The sequence below is a fragment of the Glycomyces sp. NPDC049804 genome (genome assembly GCF_040674615.1).
Classification (GTDB): Bacteria; Actinomycetota; Actinomycetes; order Mycobacteriales; family Micromonosporaceae; genus Glycomyces; species Glycomyces niveus.
This window is the reverse complement of record NZ_JBFAMQ010000013.1, coordinates 21,909-44,494: the sequence shown is the minus strand read 5'-3', so window position 1 is coordinate 44,494 and position 22,586 is coordinate 21,909. Positions and strand designations below refer to the sequence as shown.

The 22,586-nt window shown below is 71.1% G+C and carries 20 protein-coding genes; 13 read left to right on the top strand and 7 right to left on the bottom strand.

Translation table 11 applies throughout. From position 1 onward, the window contains the following. Nucleotides 1–43 precede the first annotated feature (43 nt). Entirely contained in the window at nt 44–505 is a 462-nt protein-coding gene (locus tag AB0K52_RS19385) for a hypothetical protein (RefSeq protein ID WP_363534047.1), read from the bottom strand. 93 nt (nt 506–598) lie between these two features. Between AB0K52_RS19385 and AB0K52_RS19380 the strand changes: the two genes are divergently transcribed. From AB0K52_RS19380 to AB0K52_RS19360, 5 genes are all read left to right on the top strand, one after another. Next, nucleotides 599–1,819, top strand: coding sequence for an arginine deiminase (locus AB0K52_RS19380; protein ID WP_363534044.1), 1,221 nt, complete (start codon nt 599–601; stop codon nt 1,817–1,819). Nucleotides 1,820–2,043: 224 nt separating this feature from the next. Beyond that, nucleotides 2,044–2,364 (top strand): helix-turn-helix transcriptional regulator, encoded by a 321-nt coding sequence (locus AB0K52_RS19375; RefSeq protein WP_363534041.1) that lies wholly within the window; start codon nt 2,044–2,046, stop codon nt 2,362–2,364. A 229-nt stretch (nt 2,365–2,593) separates the two neighbouring features. Further along, the gene (locus AB0K52_RS19370; RefSeq protein WP_363534038.1) at nt 2,594–2,875 is read left to right on the top strand and encodes a lactococcin 972 family bacteriocin; all 282 of its coding nucleotides are present in this window, start codon (nt 2,594–2,596) and stop codon (nt 2,873–2,875) included. Between the two features lie 89 nt (nt 2,876–2,964). Continuing rightward, entirely contained in the window at nt 2,965–5,031 is a 2,067-nt protein-coding gene (locus AB0K52_RS19365; protein WP_363534035.1) for a hypothetical protein, read from the top strand. Between the two features lie 4 nt (nt 5,032–5,035). Continuing rightward, on the top strand, nt 5,036–5,704 hold the full coding sequence (locus AB0K52_RS19360; protein WP_363534032.1) for an ABC transporter ATP-binding protein: 669 nt from the start codon (nt 5,036–5,038) through the stop codon (nt 5,702–5,704). 53 nt (nt 5,705–5,757) lie between these two features. On the opposite strand, the gene purD is transcribed toward AB0K52_RS19360, so the two are convergent. Beyond that, the gene (purD, locus tag AB0K52_RS19355) at nt 5,758–6,978 is read right to left on the bottom strand and encodes a phosphoribosylamine--glycine ligase (RefSeq protein ID WP_363534029.1); all 1,221 of its coding nucleotides are present in this window, start codon (nt 6,976–6,978) and stop codon (nt 5,758–5,760) included. Nucleotides 6,979–7,302: 324 nt separating this feature from the next. On the opposite strand from purD, the gene purB reads away from it, so the two are divergent. The 4 genes from purB (at nt 7,303) to purL (ending at nt 12,057) form a co-directional block, all read left to right on the top strand. Continuing rightward, nucleotides 7,303–8,721, top strand: coding sequence for an adenylosuccinate lyase (gene purB, locus AB0K52_RS19350; RefSeq protein WP_363534026.1), 1,419 nt, complete (start codon nt 7,303–7,305; stop codon nt 8,719–8,721). A gap of 107 nt (nt 8,722–8,828) precedes the next feature. Continuing rightward, nucleotides 8,829–9,089, top strand: coding sequence for a phosphoribosylformylglycinamidine synthase subunit PurS (purS, locus tag AB0K52_RS19345; protein ID WP_208497774.1), 261 nt, complete (start codon nt 8,829–8,831; stop codon nt 9,087–9,089). After that, nucleotides 9,086–9,784 carry a phosphoribosylformylglycinamidine synthase subunit PurQ gene (purQ, locus tag AB0K52_RS19340; RefSeq protein WP_363534023.1) on the top strand — a complete coding sequence of 233 codons (699 nt, stop codon included), beginning with the start codon at nt 9,086–9,088 and terminating at the stop codon, nt 9,782–9,784. The genes purS and purQ overlap by 4 nt, the downstream gene beginning before the upstream one ends. Next, complete coding sequence (gene purL / locus AB0K52_RS19335) at nt 9,781–12,057, top strand: phosphoribosylformylglycinamidine synthase subunit PurL (protein ID WP_363534020.1); 2,277 nt, start codon at nt 9,781–9,783, stop codon at nt 12,055–12,057. Before purQ ends, purL begins: the two co-directional genes overlap by 4 nt. 131 nt (nt 12,058–12,188) lie before the next feature. Here the strand turns inward: purL and AB0K52_RS19330 are convergent, their stop codons facing one another. After that, nucleotides 12,189–12,530 (bottom strand): sterol carrier family protein, encoded by a 342-nt coding sequence (locus tag AB0K52_RS19330; RefSeq protein ID WP_363534294.1) that lies wholly within the window; start codon nt 12,528–12,530, stop codon nt 12,189–12,191. Between the two features lie 390 nt (nt 12,531–12,920). On the opposite strand from AB0K52_RS19330, the gene AB0K52_RS19325 reads away from it, so the two are divergent. The 3 genes from AB0K52_RS19325 (at nt 12,921) to purM (ending at nt 18,230) form a co-directional block, all read left to right on the top strand. After that, nucleotides 12,921–14,801: a carboxypeptidase regulatory-like domain-containing protein gene (locus tag AB0K52_RS19325; RefSeq protein WP_363534017.1), complete on the top strand. Its 1,881-nt coding sequence runs from the start codon at nt 12,921–12,923 to the stop codon at nt 14,799–14,801. A gap of 835 nt (nt 14,802–15,636) precedes the next feature. Further along, nucleotides 15,637–17,154: an amidophosphoribosyltransferase gene (gene purF, locus AB0K52_RS19320; RefSeq protein ID WP_363534014.1), complete on the top strand. Its 1,518-nt coding sequence runs from the start codon at nt 15,637–15,639 to the stop codon at nt 17,152–17,154. Beyond that, a complete protein-coding gene (gene purM, locus AB0K52_RS19315) occupies nt 17,151–18,230 on the top strand; it encodes a phosphoribosylformylglycinamidine cyclo-ligase (protein WP_363534011.1) in 1,080 nt (359 codons plus the stop codon). The genes purF and purM overlap by 4 nt, the downstream gene beginning before the upstream one ends. Here the strand turns inward: purM and AB0K52_RS19310 are convergent. Both AB0K52_RS19310 and AB0K52_RS19305 read right to left on the bottom strand, forming a co-directional pair. Then, complete coding sequence (locus AB0K52_RS19310) at nt 18,196–19,248, bottom strand: phosphatase PAP2 family protein (protein ID WP_363534008.1); 1,053 nt, start codon at nt 19,246–19,248, stop codon at nt 18,196–18,198. The two genes, purM and AB0K52_RS19310, sit on opposite strands and share 35 nt — an antisense overlap. Before the next feature lie 255 nt (nt 19,249–19,503). After that, on the bottom strand, nt 19,504–20,655 hold the full coding sequence (locus AB0K52_RS19305) for an alkene reductase (protein WP_363534005.1): 1,152 nt from the start codon (nt 20,653–20,655) through the stop codon (nt 19,504–19,506). Nucleotides 20,656–20,711: 56 nt separating this feature from the next. Between AB0K52_RS19305 and AB0K52_RS19300 the strand changes: the two genes are divergently transcribed. Further along, nucleotides 20,712–21,077, top strand: coding sequence for a MerR family transcriptional regulator (locus AB0K52_RS19300; RefSeq protein WP_363534002.1), 366 nt, complete (start codon nt 20,712–20,714; stop codon nt 21,075–21,077). 91 nt (nt 21,078–21,168) lie between these two features. On the opposite strand, the gene AB0K52_RS19295 is transcribed toward AB0K52_RS19300, so the two are convergent. Beyond that, entirely contained in the window at nt 21,169–21,744 is a 576-nt protein-coding gene (locus AB0K52_RS19295) for a maleylpyruvate isomerase family mycothiol-dependent enzyme (RefSeq protein WP_208497784.1), read from the bottom strand. Beyond that, on the bottom strand, nt 21,708–22,508 hold the full coding sequence (locus AB0K52_RS19290) for a nuclear transport factor 2 family protein (RefSeq protein ID WP_363533999.1): 801 nt from the start codon (nt 22,506–22,508) through the stop codon (nt 21,708–21,710). The genes AB0K52_RS19295 and AB0K52_RS19290 overlap by 37 nt, the downstream gene beginning before the upstream one ends. Between the last annotated feature and the right edge of the window lie 78 nt (nt 22,509–22,586).

The following is a 22,586-nucleotide window of genomic DNA, read 5'->3' as shown; positions in this document are numbered from 1 at the left end:
GCCCGATCCGGCCGCCGCGTGGCGCTTCGCGTTGCGCGGCGGCCTACGACGGCCCCATCGGGGTGAGGAACGTCAGAGAGCCGACCGCGTCGAGGCGCGGCGGCGAGTGCAGCGGCGACGAGGTGACGTCGAAGGTGCGGTGCACGCCGCGCTGCTCGATGCGCATGAGGCTGCGTTCGAGCGCGTCGGTCTGGAGGGTCTGGACCGGCGCGAGGCGGGCGAGCTCGGCGTCGACGAGCGGGTGGGCGCCGGCCGTGAAGTCGAGGAACCTGATGCCGGCGTCCAGGAAGCGCGGCATCTCGACGTCGACCTCGGGGCCGAAGCCGAGCACTCGGCGGGCGGCCCGGGAGGTGGCGACGATCCGGGTGTCGGCCGCGAGGAGCAGGCAGGCGTCGGCGCTGGCGGCCACGGCGGTGCGCCAGGTGGCCAGGGCCGGGTCGAGCCTCCTGCCGTCGGGTCCGGGACCGGAGTGCCGCAGCGGGATGACGAGTTCGAGTTGTGTCAATGTGGGCGTCCCGGGGGTAGTTCGTAACGCTCAGTCTGTCCACGTTAACAGAGATAAGTTGATCTTCGTCCCCCGCGCGTCTACCCTCAGATCATGAGTGCTGATGACGCGCCCGCTTTCGGTGTCGATTCCGAGGTGGGGCGCCTTCGCAGTGTCGTGCTCCACCGCCCCGGAGGCGAACTGCGCCGCTTGACCCCCCGCAACAACGGCGCGCTGCTGTTCGACGGGATCCCCTGGGTCGAACGGGCCCAGGCCGAGCACGACCGGTTCGCCGGGACGCTCCTCGAGCACGGCGTCGAGGTCCTGTACATCGGCGCGCTGCTCGCCGAGAGCCTCGAGATCCCCGAGGCCCGCGCGGCCGTGAGCGTGTCGGTCACCGCCGACCCGCGACTGGGGCAGACGCTCGGGCGCGAGCTCGCGGCGTACCTGGCCGACCTCGAGCCCGAACGGCTCGCGGCGGTCCTCGTGGAGGGCTTGACGAAGGAGGAGTTCGGCTCCTCGACCTCGCTGCGGCACAAGATGATGCGGCCCACCGAGTTCGTGATCGACCCGCTGCCGAACATGATGTTCACGCGGGACTCGGCCGTCTGGATCGGCGACGCGGTGGCCGTGACCAGCCTCGCGATGCCCGCGCGGCGGCGCGAGACCACCCTGACCGGCCTGATCTACCACCACCACCCGCGCTTCGCCGCGGTGCCGAAGCTGTACGACCCGTCGCTGGAGCACCTGGAAGGCGGCGACGTACTCGCCCTCGCGCCGGGCGTCCTGGCCGTCGGCGTCGGCGAGCGCACCACCCCGGCGGGCGCGGAGCGCCTGGCGCGCAAGGCGTTCGCGCACGGCCGCATCCGCACGGTGCTGGTCGTCCCGATCGCGCAGCGCCGCGCCACGATGCACCTCGACACGGTGTGCACCATGGTCGACCGCGACCGCATGGTCATGTACGCCCCGGCCGAGCAGCGCCTGGAGGCGTACACGCTCACCAGCGCCGACGGCGGTGAGACCCTGGACATCCAGGGCCCGAAGCGGTTCCTGGACGCGGCGGCCGAGGCCATCGGCGTCGACCGGATCGAGATCATCCACACCGGCGCGCGCGACGTGGTCACCGCCGAGCGGGAGCAGTGGGATGACGGGAACAACACCCTCGCCCTCGCACCCGGCCTCGCGGTCGCCTACGAGCGCAACACGGTCACGAACGCGCGTCTCGAACGCGCCGACATCAAGGTCATGACCATCGCCGGCTCCGAACTCGGCTCGGGCCGCGGCGGCCCGCGCTGCATGTCCTGCCCGGTCTCCCGGGACCCCCTGGGCGCGTAGGCGTCTGGACGCAGCGGAGGGCCGGACGCGATGCGTCCGGCCCTCCGTCTCGCTTGCGCGGCCGCTGCCGGGGCCGCCCCGGCCGCCGTGTCAGTCCCCTTGAGGCGCAGCCCTTTCATGTGGCTTGCGAATATTGTGTACCAATCGCGAAGGCGGATGCTGTTACGCTGAGTCGCTGAACGCTTCTTCCTCCCCTCGGGGGAGCCGGCAACGCGGAAGGGCACATGAGTAAGTCTGACCCCGGACTGCATCAAGCTGACCGCCTCACCGAGAGGCAACGCCAGGTACTGGTCTGCATCGCGAAAGGGATGACCAATTCGGAGATCGCGGCACGCCTCCACCTCTCGCAGCGCTCGGTCGAGCGCGAGATCGCGAGCGCGCGCAGGGCATTGAAGGCGAAGAACCGCGAGGTGATGCTCCTGCTCGCCTTCGACCGCCGCGTGATCACCAGCGAGGATTTGCAAGTCCATGCCGAATCGCACAAGAATGACGAGCATTGCGACTGCGCCGGAGGCGCAAAGAGACGCACCGATCGGCAACGGTGATGTGAGACTGGCGGTGCACCGCCAACATGCCTTGGCGCACTTGCCACTCGCGAATGCACCTGAAAGACTGGAGCCAGTCCGGGATTCATATGGACGAGGCTTGGCGCAGCAGCTTCCCAACCGTCACGCCAAGCCGAGGCAACCAACCGCAATACGGAGCTGCCGCGACAAAGATATCAGAGCGATAGACGCTGTCGTGCTGCTCCGAAACAGAAACGGAGCAAGAGCCTTGAAGCTCAAGCGAATTCTCACCACCGGGGCCGTTGCGGCCACCTTCGTCATCGGTGCGGCGGCGCCCGCATTGGCCGAGAGCGTCGGCGGCGGCACCTGGTACCACGGTGTCGGCGGCGGCGAGGTCTGGTCGGACTACTACCACGGTTCCAGCTGCCACACGGCCAGCGTGAACGGCGCCTACTTCGAGCGGGCCACCGCCAACGCCGGCATCTGGGCGCGGGCCGACGCCCCGGACACCATCTGGGTCGACGAGGCGTACTGGAACAACCGCTGCTGATCCGGTCCACAAGAGACCTGTGAGCACCTAGCTGTGGAGGGGCGGCCCCGCCGTCCCTCCACGGCTCCTATCGGCAAAGGCAACGAAGCTTGGCACACCGAAGCATCGGATTCGTCCACGCGGCCAATTGGGCGTTCGCCGCGATTCTCGGTTTCCTGTTCACGATTCATTGGGACGAACAGGTTCCGCTCACGGTCGCTTCCGGAATAACGGTCTCCGAAGGGGAATCGACGGAGCCGTCGGAGTCCCTTCGGCCGGCGATCGCCGCATTCGCCCTCGAGCATCAGATCACCTTCGCCGAAGAGCGGCGCGATTTCGACGACTGGCAGGGCGGCAGGGTCCTCTACCTCGTCGACGGCGACCCGGCCGTTCCCGGCGCCGACTGGCTCGCCGGCGGTTTCGACGACTTCTCGCGGTCCGTCGACACGCAGGTGCGGCCGTACGACGCCCTGGACGGCGACGCGGCCGGGAACTACGCTGTTTTCGGAGCGCCGGAGAAGGCCCGCGAGCTGGCCGACTTCCTGGAATCCCAGGGACTGCGGACCGATCGGTTCGAAACGACCGCTTGGGAAACGGTGCTCGAACTGGTCGACCGCTCGATGAGCTCAGCGCTGTCGATGATGCTCCTGGTCGCCGCCGCGATCGTCGGCGCGGGCGTCCTGCTGGGGACCCGCGCCTACGGCATCGGCCGCCTGCAAGGGCTGCCGTTCGGGAGCCTGCTGCTCGGCGACCTGCGCCGAGTGGCGAAGGTGTGGGTGACGGCGGGGGCCGCGACCCTCGCGACCGCACTCGCCGCGCTGGCCTTCTACAACGGGCTCGTCGGCATCGGCCGGTATGTCGCCGTGGTCCTGTGCCTCGTCCTCGTGCTGACGTCGGCGGCCGTCGCCGCGCACGCGGTGATGCTGCTGCTGACGATGCAGGTGCGGATCCTGGCCTCCGTCAAAGGGGAACTCCCCGGCAGGACCGCCGCCGGCGTCGCGTACACGCTGCGCCTGGTCACCGTCGTGATCGCGCTCGCCCTGGTCTCCCAGGCGTTCGCCCTCGGAAGCGATCTCGCGCAACGCGACCGCGTCTTCGACGACTACGCGCGACTGGGGGACACGGCCTCGATCACCGTCGGGCTGGGGTCGATCGAGGAAGAGGAGGCGATGGTGCGCGTCGTCGGCTCCTGGCTGCGGAGGGAGGACCAGGCGGGGCGCCTGCTCCTCGCCGGTGAGCGGGTGCTGCCGTCCGCCGATCCCGCTCTGGCGGCGCAGCCGGTCCTCTACGTCAACGACCTGTTCCTCGAGGAGCAGCGGATCGAGCTGGCCGACGGCGGCACCGCCGCCCCCGGCGGCGCGACGCCCCGCGTGCTCGTGCCCGCCGGGCTCTGGGACCGGGGCGACGAGGTCGTCGGAGCCCTGGCCGCGGACGTCATCTGGTCCGATCCGGACACGCTGGCCGCGGTGCGGCCCGTGCAGACCCGAGGCGGCCAAGCGGTCTTCACCTACAACACGACGGGCGGCGCAGGGCGTGCCCACGGGCAGCTCCAGCAGGACGAGACGTACGCGACCGATCCCGTGATCGTCGTCGTCCCGGCGGCGTCCGGCCTGCTCAACGACGACGGGTACCTGCAGTTCGCCACCGGCAGGAGCGCGCTCTTCCCGGACCCCGCGGCCGTCGAGGCGGCGCTGGAGCAGGACCCGGAACTCGCCAGGTTCATCATGTCGGCGACACCGGTGGCCGCGGGCGTCGCGGCCGAACACCAGGACCTGCTGCGCGAGTTCAGACTCAATCTGTTCAGCGCCTTCGCGGCGGCCCTCGTGCTGGTCGTCACCGGCATCGGGACCGTGCTCGTGCACACCCGGCAGCACGCGCAGTGGATCTTCGCCCGCCATGTCAACGGCTGGCGGTACACGGCGGTGCACCGACTGCTCATGTCCTTCGAACTCGGCGTCCTCCTGGTGCTGCTCGCCTGGCTGCCGTACCAGGTCTGGTCGCAGAACCGCGAGATCCACCGGATGTACGGCGAGCGGCCCCCGTTCGCGACGCCGACGCTCGGCGTCCCCGAGTGGACGTCGATGGGCCTGCTCGGGCTCGTGGCGGTCGGCGGCGTGATCGCCGCATTGGCGTTCACCCATCGCCGCGTGGTCCGCGACGGCGCGAGCGAGGCATAGCAGCATGACTACCGATGGAGGCACCGCAGTGCTGGAGACACGGACCCTGGAGATGGCCTTCGGTGAGCGAAAGCTCTGGAGCGGCCTCGACCTGCACCTGAAACCGGCGCGGATGACCGCGCTGACCGGCCCCAGCGGGTCGGGGAAGTCCACGCTGCTGAACTGCTTCGGCCTGCTCGAGAAGCCGACCGGCGGCGAGATCCGCTACGGCGAACGGGACCTCACCCGGCTCGGCCCGGGCGCGACGCGGCGGTTCCGGCGCGACGTCCTCGGCTACCTGTTCCAGAACTACGCACTGGTCGAGAACGCGACCATCGCACAGAACCTCGACGTGGCGCTCCGCGTCCGCCGAGTGCGAGGCGGCAAGGCGCGGAGCGTCGCCGCCGATGCGCTCGAACGAGTGGGGCTGGCGGGGCGCGGCGGCGAGCGGGTGAGCCGGCTGTCCGGCGGCGAGCAGCAGCGGGTGGCCTTGGCCCGCCTGCTGGTTAAGCGGCCCAAGCTGGTGCTCGCCGATGAGCCGACCGGGGCTCTGGACCACGGCAACACCGAGACCGTGGTGCGGCTGCTTCGCGAGATGGCCGACGACGGAGCGTGCGTCGTGATCGCCACCCACGACGACTGGGTGCGCGACCAGTGCGACGAGGTCGTCGCCGTGGACGCTTACACGGGCTGAACGGCGCGGAGGGCCGGACGCGATGCGTCCGGCCCTCCGTTCTGCTTGCCGCGCTAGATGTTCGCGGCGATGTCCTTGCGGTAGTAGCCGCCCTCGAGCTTGACGCCCTCGGCGAGGGCGTAGGCCTCCTGGCGGGCCTGGGCGACCGAGGCGCCCGTGCCGACGCAGTTGAGGACGCGGCCGCCGGTGGCGATGAGCTGCCCGGAGGCGTCGAGCGCGGTGCCGGCGTGGAAGACGCCCGCCTCGTCGGCGCCGTAGAGCGGGCGGCCCGTCACCGTGGTGCCGGGGTAGCCCTCGTTGGAGACGACGACGCACACGGCCGCGCCTTCGCGCCACCACAGGCTGCCGAAGTCATCGAGCCTGCCGGTGGCCGCCGCGTGCAGCAGCTTGCCGAGGGGGGACTCCAGGAGGGCGAGGACCGCCTGGATCTCCGGGTCGCCGAAGCGGGCGTTGAACTCGACGACCTTGAGGCCCTTCGAGGTCAGGGCCAGACCGCAGTAGAGGGTGCCGACGAACGGGATGCCGCGCCCGGCGAGCTCGGCCAGGGTCGGCTCGGCGACGCGCTCCATGATCTCGGCCACGAGGTCGTCAGGGGCCCACGGCAGCGGCGTGTACGCGCCCATGCCGCCGGTGTTGGGGCCGGTGCCGCCGTCGCCGATGCGCTTGAAGTCCTGCGCGGGCAGCAGCGCCTTGGCGTGCGTGCCGTCGCTGACGACGAAGAGGGAGACCTCGGGGCCGTCCAGGTACTCCTCGATGACCACGCGCTCGCATTCGAGGGCGTGGGCGAGGGCCTGGGCGCGGTCGTCGGTGACGACGACGCCCTTGCCGGCGGCGAGGCCGTCGTCCTTGACGACGTAGGGCGCGCCGAACTCGTCGAGCGCGGCCTCGGCCTCCTCACGGGTCTTGCAGACGCGCGCGGCGGCGGTCGGGACGCCGGCGGCGGCCATGACCTCCTTCGCGAAGGCCTTCGAGCCCTCGATGAGGGCGGCCTCGCCGCTGGGTCCGTAGACCGGGATGCCCTTCGCGCGGACCGCGTCGGCGACGCCCGCGACCAGCGGGGCCTCGGGGCCGACGATGACGAGGTCGGCCGCGGAGGTCACCGCCAGGGAGGCCACGGCGGCCGGGTCGGTCTGGTTCACCGGCACGCAGTCGCCGAGGGCGGCCATGCCGGGGTTCCCGGGGGCGCAGATGAGCTTGGTGACGGATTCGTCCTCGGCCAGCGACGCCGCGAGGGCGTGCTCGCGGCCGCCGGAGCCGATCAGGAGTACTCGCACAAGCCCAGTTTACGTGGCGGATACGTGCAGGTTAACCGCCACGCCGAGTGGTTCCCGCAACTCGGGACCGGCCGGGCGCGGCCGACGCGCCCGCGAGCGCGGTCTCTTTCGGGTGACACGGGCGCCCGGGAGGCCGGTTCTTGTCGTACCCGCGGGGCAATGTCGGCACTACGGTCCCCTGGGTGGGTGGGGGTTCGGGATGGGCGCTGACAGTGACCCACCCGTACCGGGCGGGTAGTGCGCAGCGGCCGCCGCCGCGCCGTGCGGGTCACGCCCCGCCGCCGGTCGTGGGCGCGCAGGCGCGCGCAATGCCATGATGGGCGCGTGACTGCGAATGTGCTCGCCGAGCGTTATGCCTCCGCCCCGATGCGCGATATCTGGGACCCCGTCGGCAAGATCAAGGCCGAGCGGCGCCTGTGGCTGGCCGTCCTCCAGGCCCAGCACGACCTCGGCGTGACCGTCCCCGACGGCGTGGTCGCCGCCTACGAGCGCGTCCTCGACCAGGTCGACCTCGCCTCGATCGCCGACCGCGAGCGCGTCACCAAGCACGACGTGAAGGCCCGCATCGAGGAGTTCTCCGACCTCGCAGGGCACCAGCACATCCACAAGGGCATGACCAGCCGCGACCTCACCGAGAACGTCGAGCAGATGCAGGTCCGCCAGTCGCTCGAACTCGTGCGCGACCGGCTCGTGGCCGCGCTCGTGCGCCTCGCCGCCCGCGCCGCGCAGCACCGCGATCTCGTCATGGCCGGGCGCAGCCACAACGTGCCCGCCCAGGCCACCACCCTCGGGAAGCGGTTCGCGACCTGGGCCGAAGAGCTCCTCGCCGCGCTCGACCGCATCGAGGACCTGCTCAAGCGCTACCCCCTGCGCGGCATCAAGGGCCCCGTGGGCACCGCGCAGGACATGCTGGACCTCTTCGACGGCGACACCGCGAAACTCGCCGAGCTCGAGACCCGCGTCGCCGCCCACCTCGGGTTCGAGCGCGTCATGGACTCAGTCGGCCAGGTCTACCCGCGCTCGCTCGACTACGAGGTCGGCTCCGCGCTCGTCCAGGCCGTGGCCGGCCCCTCCTCCGCCGCGCTCACCATCCGGCTCATGGCCGGGGCCGAGCTCGCCACCGAGGGGTTCATGCCCGGCCAGGTCGGCTCGTCCGCGATGCCGCACAAGATGAACACCCGCTCCTCCGAGCGCGTCAACGGCCTCGCCGTGGTCGTGCGCGGGTACGCCGCGATGCTCGGCGAGCTCGCCGGCGACCAGTGGAACGAAGGGGACGTCTCCTGCTCGGTGGTGAGGCGCGTCGCCCTCCCCGACCTCTTCTACGCCGTCGACGGATTGTTTGAGACCTTCCTCACGATCCTCGACAACTTCGGGGCGTACCCGGCCGTCATCGGCGCCGAACTCGACCGCTACCTGCCCTTCCTGACGTCCACAAAGGTCCTCATGGCGGCCGTCAAGCAGGGCGGGGGCCGCGAAGACGCGCACGAGGCCATCAAAGAGCACGCCGTCGCCGTCGCCCGCGCCATGCGCGAGTCCGGCCAGCGCGAGAACGACCTGTTCGACCGGCTCGCCGCCGACCCGCGTCTGCCCCTCGACCGGGCCGGGCTCGACGCGCTCGTCGCGAATCCGGGTGAATTCATCGGCGCCGCAGGCGATCAGGTGGACCGCGTCGCCGAAAGGGTGGCTTTGGCGGCGAAATCGCACCCTGAGGCCGCGTCCTACCGGCCGGGAAACATCCTATGACTCGCTGTGACCTGGCACCGTCCTCGTAGCTCGGCGCTGGCCCTGGTCAGGGCCGGTGAATATGCTTGCCCTGTTGTCCCGTCCATGTGACCGACAGGAGTGCGCCCGTGGCCCGTGTAGTGGTCGACGTGATGCTGAAGTCCGAAATCCTCGACCCCCAGGGCGAGGCCGTCCTCGGGGCGCTGCCGCGCCTCGGCGTGAACGACGTGTCGTCGGTGCGGATCGGCAAGCGCGTCGAGATCGAGTTCGACGAGAACGCCCAGAACGTCGAGGAGCAGTCGCGCGTGATCGCCGACCAGCTCCTGGCCAACCCGGTCATCGAGAACTTCTCGGTGACCGTAGAGCGCAGCCCGATCGAGGGCGCATGAGCGCGCGCGTCGGGGTCGTGACCTTCCCCGGCTCGCTCGACGACCGGGACGCCGCCCGCGCGGTGCGCCTGGCCGGGGGCGAAGCGGTGGGCCTGTGGCACGACGACGCCGCCCTCGGGCAGGTCGACGCCGTGTTCCTGCCGGGCGGGTTCTCCTACGGGGACGCGCTGCGCTGCGGCGCGATCGCCCGCTTCTCGCAGGTGATGGACACCGTGAAGGCCGCCGCCGCCCAGGGGATGCCCGTCCTCGGGGTGTGCAACGGCTTCCAGGTGCTGTGCGAGTCGCACCTGCTGCCCGGCGCGCTCGTGCGCAACGCCCACCTGCGCTACCGCAACCGTCCCGCGCGCCTGCGCGTCGAGACCTCCCGCACCGCGTGGACCCGCCTCTACGAGCCGGGCGCCGAAGTGGTCTTCCCCGCCAAGCACGGCGAGGGCCGGTACGTCGCCGACGAGGCCGTCCTCGACCGGCTCGAGGCGGAGGGCCGCGTGGTCTTCCGGTACCTCGACAACCCGAACGGGTCGATGCGCGACATTGCCGGCGTCACGAACGAGGCCGGGAACGTCGTGGGCCTCATGCCCCACCCCGAGCACGCCGTCGACGAGCTCACCGGCCCGTCGAACGACGGCCTCGGGATCGTCGCCTCCGTCCTGGCCCACCTCACCGGGGCCGCCGACACCAGTGGAGTCAGCCGATGAGCCACCTCAACGTCGCGGTCGACACCGTCGGCGTCGCCGACGCGACTCCCGACGAGAAGCAGCCGTGGGCCGAACTGGGCCTCAAAGAGGACGAGTACCAGCGGATCCGCGAGATCCTGGGCCGCCGCCCCACCCAGTCCGAGCTCGCCATGTACTCGATCATGTGGTCGGAGCACTGCTCGTACAAGTCGAGCAAGGTGCACCTGCGCCAGTTCGGGCAGAAGAACCCGAAGACCCCGCGCCTGCTCGCGGGCATCGGGGAGAACGCCGGCGTCGTCGCGATCGACGAGAACCTGGCGGTGACCTTCAAGGTCGAGTCCCACAACCACCCGTCGTACGTCGAGCCCAAGCAGGGCGCGGCGACCGGCGTCGGCGGCATCATCCGCGACATCATCGCGATGGGCGCCCGCCCGATCGCGGTCATGGACTCGCTCCGCTTCGGCGCCATCGACCACCCCGACACCGCCCGGGTCCTCCCGGGCGTCGTCGACGGCGTCGGCCACTACGGCAACTGCGTGGGCCTGCCGAACATCGGCGGCGAGACCTACTTCGACCCGTGCTACCAGGGCAACCCGCTCGTCAACGCGCTCAGCGTCGGCGTCCTGCCCCGCTCGCGCCTGCAGTCGATGCAGGCCAGCGGCGTGGGCAACACGGTGATCCTGCTCGGCGCGAAGACCGGCCGCGACGGCATCGGCGGCGTGTCCGTGCTCGCCTCGGCGACCTTCTCGGAGTCCGGCGAGGACGACGCGCGCCCGAGCGTGCAGGTCGGCGACCCGTTCACCGAGAAGCTGCTCATCGAGGTGTGCCTGGAGCTGTTCGACGCCGGGCTCGTCGTGGGCGTCCAGGACCTGGGCGGCGCGGGCCTGACCTGCGCCCTGAGCGAGACCGCGGCCGCCGGCGACGGCGGCATGCACGTCGACCTCGAGCTGGTCCCCTTGCGCGCCAAGGGTATGGAGCCGCAGGACATCCTCGCCTCGGAGTCGCAGGAGCGGATGCTCCTCATCGTCGACCCCGCCAAGGCCGAGGAAGTCCTCGCCCGCTCGCGCCGCTGGGGCCTGCTCGCCACCGAGATCGGCACCGTCACCGACTCGGGCCGCCTGGTCATCGACTTCCACGGCCAGACCGTCGTCGACGTCCCGCCGAAGTCGCTCGCCGACGAGGGCCCGGTCTACAACCGGCCGCTCGCCGAGCCGAACGACCTGCAGCTCATCGCGGTCGACCGGGCCGAGACGCTGCCGCGGCCGACGACCCCCGAGGAGATCCGCCAGACCGTCCTCGACATGGCCGCCAGCCCCAACCTGTGCGACAAGTCCTGGATCACCGAGCAGTACGACTCGTCGGTCTTCGGCAACACCGTCCTCGGCACCCCGCACGACGCCGGCGTGGTCCGCCTGGACGAGCGCACCGGCGTGGGCATCGCGATCTCCCTGGACGGCAACGGCCGCTTCGCGCGGCTCGACCCGTACACGGGCGCGCAGCTGGCGCTCGCCGAGGCCTACCGGAACGTCGCCGTCACCGGCGCGACCCCGATCGCCGTCTCCGACTGCCTCAACTTCGGCTCGCCGGAGGACCCGCACGTCATGTGGCAGTTCGAGCGGGCCGTCACCGGCATCGCCGACGGCTGCCAGAAGCTCGGCATCCCGGTCACCGGCGGCAACGTCTCGTTCTACAACCAGACCGGCCGCGACGCGATCCACCCGACGCCCGTCATCGGCGTGCTCGGCCTGCTCGACGACGTGCACCGCCGCATCCCGCTCGGCCTGGGCAAGACCGGCGACACGATCGCGCTCATCGGCGAGACCCGCGAAGAGCTCTCTGGCTCGGAGTGGGCCTCGGTGAAGCACGGCCACCTCGGCGGGGTCCCGCCGGTCGTCGACCTCGACCACGAGATGAAGCTCGCCGAGCTCCTCTCGCGCCTGGCCGAGACCGAGCAGCTGGCCGCCGCGCACGACCTCTCCGAGGGCGGGCTCGCGCAGGCGCTCGTTGAGGCGATCTGCCACACCGGGCTCGGCGCGCAGATCCTCCTGCCGGAGGGCGCGGACCCGTTCACGTACCTGTTCTCGGAGTCGTCCGGGCGGGTGCTCGTGGTGATCCCGCGCGGCCAGGAGCTGGCCGTGCGCACCGCGTGCGAGCAGCGGAGCCTGCCGATCACCCCGCTGGGCGTGACCGACGCGAACACCGACGGCCTGCACCTGCGGGACCTGTTCGACATCAGCCTCGCCGAGCTCGAAGCGTCCTGGAAGGGCCGCATCGGCGCCGTCCTCGGCGAGTAGGCGGTACACGAACCGCCCCGGGGCTTTCGGCCCCGGGGCGGTTCACTGTATATAAGGCGCCTAGCCGTGGAGCGGCTCGCCGGTGGGGGCCGCGAGCGGCAGCAGGTCGCTGAGGTCGGCATGTAAGGCGCCTAGCCGTCGAGCGGCTCGCCGGTGGGGGCCGCGAGCGGCAGCAGGTCGCTGAGGTCGGCGCGCTGGCCCGAGGCCGAGACCTTGCCGGAGGCGAGCGCCTCCTGCCATCCGGTGCGGCCGGTGGCGAGGAGCAGGAACACGAGGGGTTGGCATTCCACGACGTTCGGGGGCGTGCCGCGGCGGTGCCGGGGGCCCTCGACGCACTGCACCGCGCCGTACGGGGGGACCCGCACTTCCACGGAATGACCTGGGGCTTTGGCGGCGAGCGCCTGCAGCAGCTCCCGCACCGCGCCCTTGAGCGTCTCGCGCTCGGGCGCTTCGTCGTTGTCGATCGCGGCCATGGCATCGACCACAGCGTCCACGGGGAGACCTCCGAACCACGTTAGACTGCCGTTACGGCACGTCGCCGAACGGGCGTGCTTTTCATATCGTGCCGTTGGTGAACAGCACTCGACTTGTGAGTGTCGAATGAACGCCGCCGTGCCTGCACCCCGGTCCCGTGACCGAAATGAGACCAGGCATAGTGGCGACGACGGCCCGCTTCCGTGGGTTCGTCGTGCCTGCCCGTGGCAGATCGCCGCGAGTGGCGCTGGATGGCACATGCCCAGGAGGGGATGTAGATGACCGTAGCGGCCGAACCGAGCGGGACCCAGACTAACGTCCCGCGGTCCCGGCGCGGAAGACGGGGTGGCCTGCGCGCGCGCCTGGCCGGCCTCGCCGCGGCGGGCGGTGTGCTCCTCGGCATCCTGGCGTTCCCGCAGGCGGCGGCCGCGCAGGACGTCGCCGGATGGTTCAACGGGGCGTTCAACCCGAACCCGGTCTCGATCGGCGGCCAGGCCGCGGTCGTCACCTTCACGGTCATGAACAACAACCCGGTGCAGCCCAAGGACATCACCCTGAAGGCGAGCCTCGACGGGTTGAACGACTACGTCTCCGCGGTCGACAACGACGGCGGCGGGGGCGCCTGCATCCGCGAGGACGCCGACAAGGTCAAGTGCGCGGCGGTCGAGCCGGGCGGGCAGCGGACCGTCTCGTTCTCGGTGATCACCGCGACCGAGTCGGACCTGCCGAGCGGCGAGCAGGTCTCGGGGAACTTCACGGTCAATTTCGAGGGCCAGACCCAGTCGAGCGGCCTCAGCATCGTCGGCACCGCCACGGTCGCCAACGTCTCGTCGATCAAGGGCGAGGTCACCTCGAACGCCGAACCGGTGCCTGACGCGGAGCTCGAGCTCACCGACGGCGAGGGCGAGACGCACGAGACCACCACCGACGACGACGGCATGTACGAGTTCACCGGCGACTCGTCGAACCCGATCGCGCCCGGCGAGATGACGCTGAAGATCACCGCGGAAGGGTTCGAGGACAAAGAGGAAGACCTCACCGTCCGCGAAGGCAACAACGAGTACACGCTGAACATCACGCTCTCCGCGACGGCGGAGGAGACCACGGCCGCAGCGGAGTCGCCGGTCGTGGAGACGAGCGAGGAGTCCTCGCCGCCGCCTCCCGCCGATGAGGGCGGCATGTCCGGGACCCTCGTCTTCCTCATCATCATCGGCGCGCTCCTGGTCGTCGGCGGCATCGTCGGCATCTTCTTCCTGCTGCGCGGCGGCAAGGACGACAAGGACGACGACGGGGAGAGCTTCGCGCCCGACACCCCGCCGGACCACACGCCGACCGCGGCCCAGGTCGGGACGCCCGGCGTGTACCAGGCCGGGCCCGCGCCCGGTTCTGACGCGCCGACGATGATCCACCCCGGCGGCCTCGTCGACGGGGCGGGCGCCGCGCCGACCCAGTTCGGCCCCGCCTACGGCGGCGGCTCGGACTCGACGCAGGTCATGCCGCAGGGCGGCTTCGGCGCCGCGCCGGGCATGCCGGGCGGCCAGGTCGGCCCCGACGGGACCACGATCCTCCCGGTCGTCAAGACGCCGGGCGGGCCCGGCGCCTCCGACGCGACGCAGATCATGCCGCAGGCCAACCTGTCGCAGCCGCCGGCCGCACCGCCGAGCCCGTACGGCGACGCGCGCCACTCGGCCCCGCCGAGCGCCTTCTCCGACCCGGGCGCGACCCGGCCGCACCCGGGGCCGTCGCCGGCCGGCTCGCCGAGCCCGTACGGCGACCTTGGTTCGACCCGCCCGCACCCGGCGCCCACGCCGCCGCCCGCGACCGGTTCGATGTTCGACCCGCAGCAGCCGGGCAGCGCGCCCCGCGACTCGGGTTACAGCGCGCCGAGCGCCCCGCAGGACTCCGGTTACGGCGCGCCGAGCGCGCCCCGCGACCAGAGCTACGGCCCGCAGGGCTCGCCGAGCGCGCCCCAGTACGGTCCGGGCTCGCAGGCCTACGGCGCCCAGGGCGGCCAGCAGGGCTACGGCGCGCCGAGCGCGCCGCGCGGCGACTCGTACTCGAGCGCGCCGCGCCGCGATCCCTATGCGCCGCAAGAACAGCCGCCCGCAGGTGACTTCGGGGCGACCCGGCCCATGCCGCAGTACGGCGACCAGCCCCAGCCTCCGGCCGCGCCCTACGGCGGCGAGCCGAACCGCGAGGGCGACGACCAGGACCAGCGCGGCGAGCGCCGCAACTGGGGTGAGTGGGACGACCGCCCCCGCTCCTGGTAGCGGCCGCAGCGACTACTGAAACGCCGTGCCGGGCAATGCCCGGCACGGCGTTTCCCTTCGAGGGGTGGTCTGGCGGCTGGTTCAAGAGTCGCATCGGGGTACGACATTCCGGTGTTCGAATACCGGCGGCGGGCGGAGGCGGCGGTTCGCGGGCGCGCCGCATCTCTAGGGTGCGGATTCCGAAGCGCCCCTGATACCGAGGGTGGCATGCGGGTGTGACAGCTCGTGATCCGCGGCCGGTGCGGGCGGTTCGCGGGCGCGCCGCATCTCTAGGGTGCGCGTTCCGAAGCGCCCCTGATACCGAGGGTGGCATGCGGGTGTGACAGCTCGTGATCCGCGGCTGGTGCGGGCGGTTCGCGGGCGCGCCGCATCTCTAGGGTGCGCGTTCCGAAGCGCCCCTGATACCGAGGGTGGCATGCGGGTGTGACAGCGCCTGATCCGCGGCTGGTGCGGGCGGATTTCGGGCGCGCCGCATCTCTAGGGTGCGCGTTCCGAAGCGCCCCCGATACCGAGGGTGGCATGCGGGTGCGACATCGAGGTGTTCGAAGCGGCGGTGGCCGGCCTCCGGTGGGGCCGGCGCTGCGAGCGCTGCCCGGCGTGATCGCTTTCACGGACGGGTGAAACCGGCCCCCGTAGGCCGTTATGCGATGAGTTTCACCTCTTCAGCGAGGGGTCCGGCCCACAACGGCCGTTGTTGGACGGTGGCGACTTCCCGCAGGTCCGATAGACTGTGAATGGCGGTTCCGCCAGATGGCGAAGCTCGCGTGCAGCATCGATGGATGCCGCGGCGGGGCTCGTGAGCCATCGACTCAGCCCAGCAAACTGAGGAGTTGCAGTGGCCCGAGGTGACGGTCGACTCACCACGGAACTCGATCCCGACAGTCCCGGCCCCCGCGACGCCTGCGGCGTCGTCGGCATCTGGGCCCCCGGGGAAGAGGTCTCGAAACTCACTTACTTCGGGCTCTACGCGCTGCAGCACCGCGGCCAGGAAGCCGCGGGCATCGCCGTCTCGGACGGCGCGCGCACCGTCGTCTACAAGGACCTCGGCCTCGTCGCCCAGGTCTTCGACGAGTCCACCCTCGCGCCCCTCCAGGGCCACTTGGCCATCGGCCACGCCCGCTACTCCACCACCGGCGCCTCCACCTGGGAGAACGCCCAGCCGACCATCCGGTCGACCTCGACGGGCACCGCGATCGCCTTGGCGCACAACGGCAACCTGGTGAACACCGCCGACCTCCTCAAGGAGGTCGACCGCCTCGGCATCGACATGGGCACCACCACCTCCGACACGCACCTCATCACCGCGCTCCTGGCCGCGCACCCGGACGAGTCCGTCGAGGCCGCCGCCGAGCGCGTGCTCCCGCAGCTGCGCGGTGCGTTCTGCCTCGTCTTCATGGACGAGAACACGCTGTACGCCGCCCGCGACCCGCAGGGCGTGCACCCGCTCGTCCTCGGCCGCCTCGCCTCCGGCTGGGCCGTCGCGTCCGAGACCGCCGCGCTCGACACGATCGGCGCGCATTTCGTGCGCGAGGTCGAGCCGGGCGAGCTGCTCACCATCGACGAGCACGGCCTGCGCTCGACCCGCTTCGCGAACCCCGAGCCCAAGGGCTGCCTGTTCGAGTACGTCTACCTCGCCCGCCCCGACACGAAGCTGGCCGGGCGCAACGTCTACGCCACCCGCGTCGAGGTCGGCCGCACCCTCGCCCGCGAGTACCCGGCCGACGCCGACCTCGTCATCGGCGTGCCCGAGTCGGGCATCCCGGCCGCGATCGGCTTCGCCGAAGAGTCCGGGATCCCCTACGGCCAGGGCTTCACCAAGAACCAGTACGTCGGCCGGACCTTCATCCAGCCCTCGCAGTCGCTGCGGCAGCTGGGCATCCGCCTGAAGCTCAACCCGCTCGTCGACCAGATCAAGGGCAAGCGCCTCGTGATCGTCGACGACACGATCGTGCGCGGCAACACCCAGCGCGCCCTCGTCCGGATGCTCCGCGAAGCGGGCGCGGTCGAGGTCCACATCCGCATCTCCGCGCCGCCGGTGAAGTGGCCGTGCTTCTACGGCATCGACTTCGCCACCCGCGCCGAGCTCATCGCCGGATCGCTCGACACCGACGGCATCCGCGCCCAGATCGGCGCGGACTCCCTCGGCTACGTCTCGATGGAAGGCCTCGTGCGCGCCACCGAGCAGCCCGCGTCCCGGCTCTGCATGGCCTGCTTCGACGGCCAGTACCCCATCGAACTGCCCGCTTCCGATCTGATCGGCAAGCACCTCATGGAAGCGCCCCAGGCATCGAAGCCCGGCGTCCAGCGATCGACCGAAGCGAGCACGCAAGTGCGGGAAGGGACCACAGCGTGAGCAGCGGCACCACCACTCCGAGGACCATCTCCTACCAGTCCGCGGGTGTCGACATCGACGCCGGCGACCGGGCGGTCGACGCCCTGAAGCCCCTGATCAAGAAGACCGTCCGGCCCGAGGTGGTCGGCGGGATCGGCGGGTTCGCCGGGCTGTTCGCGCTCGACACCGAGAAGTACAAGAAGCCGCTGCTGGCCTCCTCGACCGACGGCGTGGGCACCAAGCTCGTCATCGCCCAGAAGATGGACATCCACGACACGGTCGGCATCGACCTCGTCGCGATGGTCGTCGACGACCTCGTCGTGTGCGGCGCCGAGCCGCTGTTCCTCCTCGACTACATCGCCACCGGCCAGGTCGTGCCGGAGAAGATCGCCGCGATCGGCGGCGGCATCGCCGACGGCTGCCGCTGGGCCGGCTGCGCGCTCATCGGCGGCGAGATCGCCGAGCACCCGGGCGTCATGAAGCCCGACGACTACGACATCTCCGCCACCGGCGTGGGCGTCGTCGAGGCCGACCAGCTGCTCGGCCCCGAGCGTGTCAAGCCCGGCGACGTCGCGATCGCCATGCGCGCCTCCGGCGTCCACTCCAACGGCTTCTCGCTCGTGCGCGAGGCCCTGTTCGGCGTGGGCAAGATGGAGCTCGACACGGTCGTGCCCGAGTTCGGCAACCAGCGGACCCTCGGCGAGGAACTGCTGACCCCGACCCACATCTACGCCAAGGACTGCCTCGAGCTCGCCAAGGAGTGCGACGTGCACGCCTTCGCGCACATCACCGGCGGCGGGCTCGCCGGCAACCTCATCCGGTCCGTCCCCGAAGGCCTCCAGATCGAGGTCGACCGCGGCACGTGGACGCCGAACCCGGTGTTCGACGTCGTGCAGCGCGTCGGCGGCATCGGCGGCGAGGAGATGGAGCGCACCTTCAACATGGGCGTCGGCATGGTCGCCATCGTCGCGCCCGACCAGGTGGACCGCTCGCTGGCGGTGCTCACCGCCCGCCACGTCGAGGCCTGGACCATCGGCGAGGTCACCGCAGGCGCCGGCGGCGTCACGCTCGCGGGTGAGTATCTGACGGCTGGCTAGGGATCCCCGGGTCCTCGGACCCGGCCTCCCGCCCGTCCAGGCCGGCGGCCTCCGCCTCGGCCGCTTCGAGCGCGTCCCGGTGCTGCTTCGCCTTCGTGCTGAGCCACAGCCAGATCAGGCCGAGCGTGGGCAGCACCGCGGCGGCGATGAGCGCCGGCACCAGGTGCAGGGTCGGCGTGAGCATGACGCCGAGGATGAGCAGCACCGAGATCAGGATCGTGCGCCGCGTCGCGGGGTCGAACACCGAGAGCGGGCCGAGCGGGATCGTGTGCCACGGCACGCGCTTGGCCATGCGGATGATGATGAGGCCCAGCAGGAACCCGGCGGGCTCGTCGGAGAGCCAGTGCTGGCCGAGGAACACCTGCGAGCAGAACACGATCACCGGCGGGGCGATGAGCAGCGCCCAGCGCGCCCACGCGGGGATCACGTGGCCGATGAGCATCACGATGAGGCCGAACAGCAGGATCGAGTTCACGGCGTGCCCGGAGGGGAACGCCGTGGCGTCGACGATGTTGGGGCCGCCGCCTTCAGGGTGGTACGTGAAGAGCAGCGGCCCTTCCGGGGAGACCTTGAACAGCGCGAACGGGTGCTGCGAGAGCGGGCGGCCCAGCAGGTGCTTCATGCCGAGGATGCTCGCGAGCGTGATGAACGAGATGACGTACATCAGCAGCGGCCGGATCGACCGCGAGCGGAGCGCGCACCAGATCGCGATGAGCAGCGTGACCGACGCGACCGTGCGGGCCTGGCCGAACTCGGCCCCGCCCCTCGCGATGTTCGCCAGCCACTCCACGTCGTTCGCGTCCACGGCCCACAGGCGCACCTCGATGTCGAGGCGCACGAGCCACGACGGGTAGCTCACGAAGAACGCGAGGGCGAGGAACCCCAGGAACATGAAGAGGTCGGGCCACCAGCTCTTGGGGCGCTTCCCGTACGGTTCCCAGTCGAACCAGCCCACGGGGATGTAGCGGCGCAGCGGCGTGATGATCTGACCGACGAACGCGTCGTCACGGACAGTCACACCTCGGTCCGTGATCCCCGCGCTCCTGCGCGCGGTCGTCGACCGGTTCGATTCAGAAGGCATAGATGGATGTTCGCCTGCGAAAGTGAATTTTGATGCCGCCACACCCGAACTGGACCGAATTTGTTATCAGGTCGGTATATATGGTGTGGTTTGGGACGCAGCAGGATTGAGCTGCGCCGATACTCCGCGATACCGGTCACGTTCCACCGAGACCCCGGCGAGACCGCGGACGTGACCGGCATCGCCTGCGGCTCAGGCCGGCACGGGCTGCGTGTCGGAGGCGCCGATCACCGGGTAGTCGGTGTAGCCTGCCGCGCCGCCGCCGTAGAGCGGCAGGTCCGTGCGGAGTGGATTGAGGGGCGCGCCGGTGCGCAGCCGCTCGGGCAGGTCCGGGTTGGCGATGAACGGGCGGCCGATCGCGACCAGGTCCGCGCCCGCGTCGAGGATGCGCGCGGCGGCGGCGAGCCCGCCGTCGGCGGGGATCGGATCCGCTTCGGGCGCCTCGGGATTCGAGGGGTTGGCGATGAGCACGCCGTCCCAGCGCCGCCGCAGTGCAGCGAAGAGCGGCGTGGGGGAGGCGTAGGCGAGGTGCAGGTAGGCGAGGCCGAGCGGCGCGAGCGCGTCGAGCAGGGCCGGGAACAGCTCGTCGGCGTCGGCGACCTCGATCCCGTTGTGCGGGTTGCCGGGTGAGATCCGCAGGCCGGTGCGCTCGGGGCCGATCTCGGCGGCCACGGCCCGCACGACTTCGACGACGAACTTGATGCGCCCGGCGACCGAGCCTCCGTACTCGTCGGCGCGGTGGTTGGTGCTGGTGGCGAGGAACTGGTTGAGCAGGTAGCCGTTGGCGGCGTGCACTTCGACGCCGTCGGCTCCGGCCCGGATGGCGTTGCGGGCGGCGGCGATGAAGTCCTCGCGGGTGTCCCGCAGGTCGGCGGCGGTCATCTCGCGCGGGACCGGCGGCGTGCCGTGCCCGTTCGGGGTGTGGATGTAGCCGGGGAGCGGGATCGCGGAGGGCGCCAGAGGGATCAGCCCGCTCGTGTCGGGGTGGCCGATGCGGCCGCCGTGCTCGACCTGGAGGAAGATCCGGCCGCCGGCGGCGTGCACGGCGTCGGCGACCAGCCTCCAACCGTCCACTTGGGAGTCGGTGAAGAGGCCGGGGATGTCGGGGTAGGTGTAGCCGACCTGGTTGGGAGAGCTGGCTTCGGCGACGATGAGCCCGGCGGAGGCGCGCTGGGCGTAGTACTCGGCCATGAGCGGCGTGGGCACGCCGCCGGCGGCCGCGCGGTTGCGGCTCATGGGGGGCATGACCAAGCGGTTCGGCAGGTCGAGTGAACCCAGCCGGGCGGGTTCGAATAGGCGCTGAACAGGGTTTTCGGACGCGGAGGTCGCGGTTTCGTTCGTCATGCCGGTACCGTAGAACCTGACACCAATGTCAGGTTCAAGGGAATGTGAGGCACGCCATGCGAATCGGTGAACTCGCCCGCAGGACGGGCGTGAGCGTGCGGTCCCTGCGCTACTACGAGCAGCAGGGCCTCCTGCACTCCGACCGCACCCCGGGCGGCCACCGAGAGTACCCCGAGCGCGCGGTCGACCGGGTGATCCGGATCCAGGTGCTCTACGCGGCCGGGCTCAACAGCCGCACCATCGACAGCATCCTCCCCTGCATGCGCGACCACGACGGCGGCCCGAACGAAGCGGCCACCGCCGCCCTCGCCGCCGACCTCACGGCCGAACGCGAACGCATCGACCGCGCCATCGCCGACCTCCAGCGCACCCGCGAAATCCTCGACGAGGTCATCGACGCAGCGGCCCTCACCAAGGCCTAGCCGCGACGAACGAGCCGCCGCTCCGCCCGCGCGTGCGGCCTTCGCGCCCAGCCGCCCGGTCGTCGTCGGCGCCAGGCTCCCAGGTTGCCTGTCACGTCAAGGGGCCCTTGAGGACCGCGAGTGCTGCGTTCCTGTCGCCGGACCAGCGGAAGACGTCGTCCGCCGGAGTCCGCCTGCCGCGCAGCAGGAGCAGGAGGTCGCCCGCGGTGCCTTCGATGTCGGCCACCGGTTCGCCGGGGCCGAAGACCCACCAGTCGTCGGAGTCGGTGGCGCGCAAGCGGATGCACACATCCGGCGGCCAGGCCTTGCCGCGGCCGATCTGCCTAGGGGCCAGCACGTCGAAGACCTCGGAGATGCCCTCGCAGGCCAGCTCGCCGTCGAGCGGACCCGCCTCGCCGACGGCCCGTTCGGCATCCCAGCGGTGCAGCATCATCGACACCGCGCGCGAGCGCTGCCAGTAGCCCGCGGTCGGCGGCGTGTAGTAGCCCCACGCGGGCGCCTCGGGGTCGATGTCGAGCGCCATGAGCAGGACCTCGCCGGTGCCGTCCACCCAGCGGGTGAGCTCGTACCGGTCCTCCGGGACCTTCGGCGGGGTCCCGTCGGGAGGCTCGGCCTGACCGTCCCAGTCCGTCACCGCGGCGGCGGCGAACAGGTTCGCGGTGCCCACATGCGCGGCGAGTTCGGCGAGGGTCCGGACCTCGTCTCCGTGCTCGATCGGCGCGTCCAGGTCACCGCCGGCCAGGCAGGCGCCGAACGCGTCGAGCTCGCGCCGGAAATGGCGGAGAAACGACGCAGCATCCATGCTCCCCAGCCTATCCGCGACTGTGACGCGGCGCTCCCTCCAGGTCCCGTCCGACTTCCCCGCCAGCGGGGATCGGAGCGGATCCGGAGTTGCGCGGCGGGGCGCGACCGACACCCCGGCGCATTGACCTGCATCGATAACCGGCCAGAGGCGCCCTCCTCTCGATGCGAGCCCGGTTGCGCAGGAACGGGAACGATGGCGCCCTTGCCGGTGACCGGCGCCGAGTCCTCGTAGCGGACTTCGTATACGCGCTCGCGGAACTTCCATCCGTCCGCGGTGCGCACGTATTCGTCGTGGTAGATCGCGATGTTCTGGTGCGAGCTCCCGTTGTTGAGCTCGATGAGCTCCTGCATGTAGGCGCGCCCGGTCGCGGTGTCGCCTTCGAGCACGATCACGCCCGGGTGCGAGGTCTGGATGAAATAGCGCCACATGGCCGGTGCCCGCAGCCCCCACGCGCGGATCTGCTCGCGGCCTTCCAGTCTCACGGGGATGTTCGGCATTCGCAGTGCGCCGTCCTCGGCGAACAGCGAGGCGAGGCGCGGATAGTCGCGCATCATCGCGCAGTCGGAGAACTCGGCGCGCAGCGCCTCGATCTCGACGCGGTCGGCGATCGCTTGGAAGTCGGTCATTTCGCGGTTCCTTCCTCGTGGTGCTACCTCCCAGACGGAATAGGAGCGCGAAGTGTGACCGATGGGAGGAAACTGTCG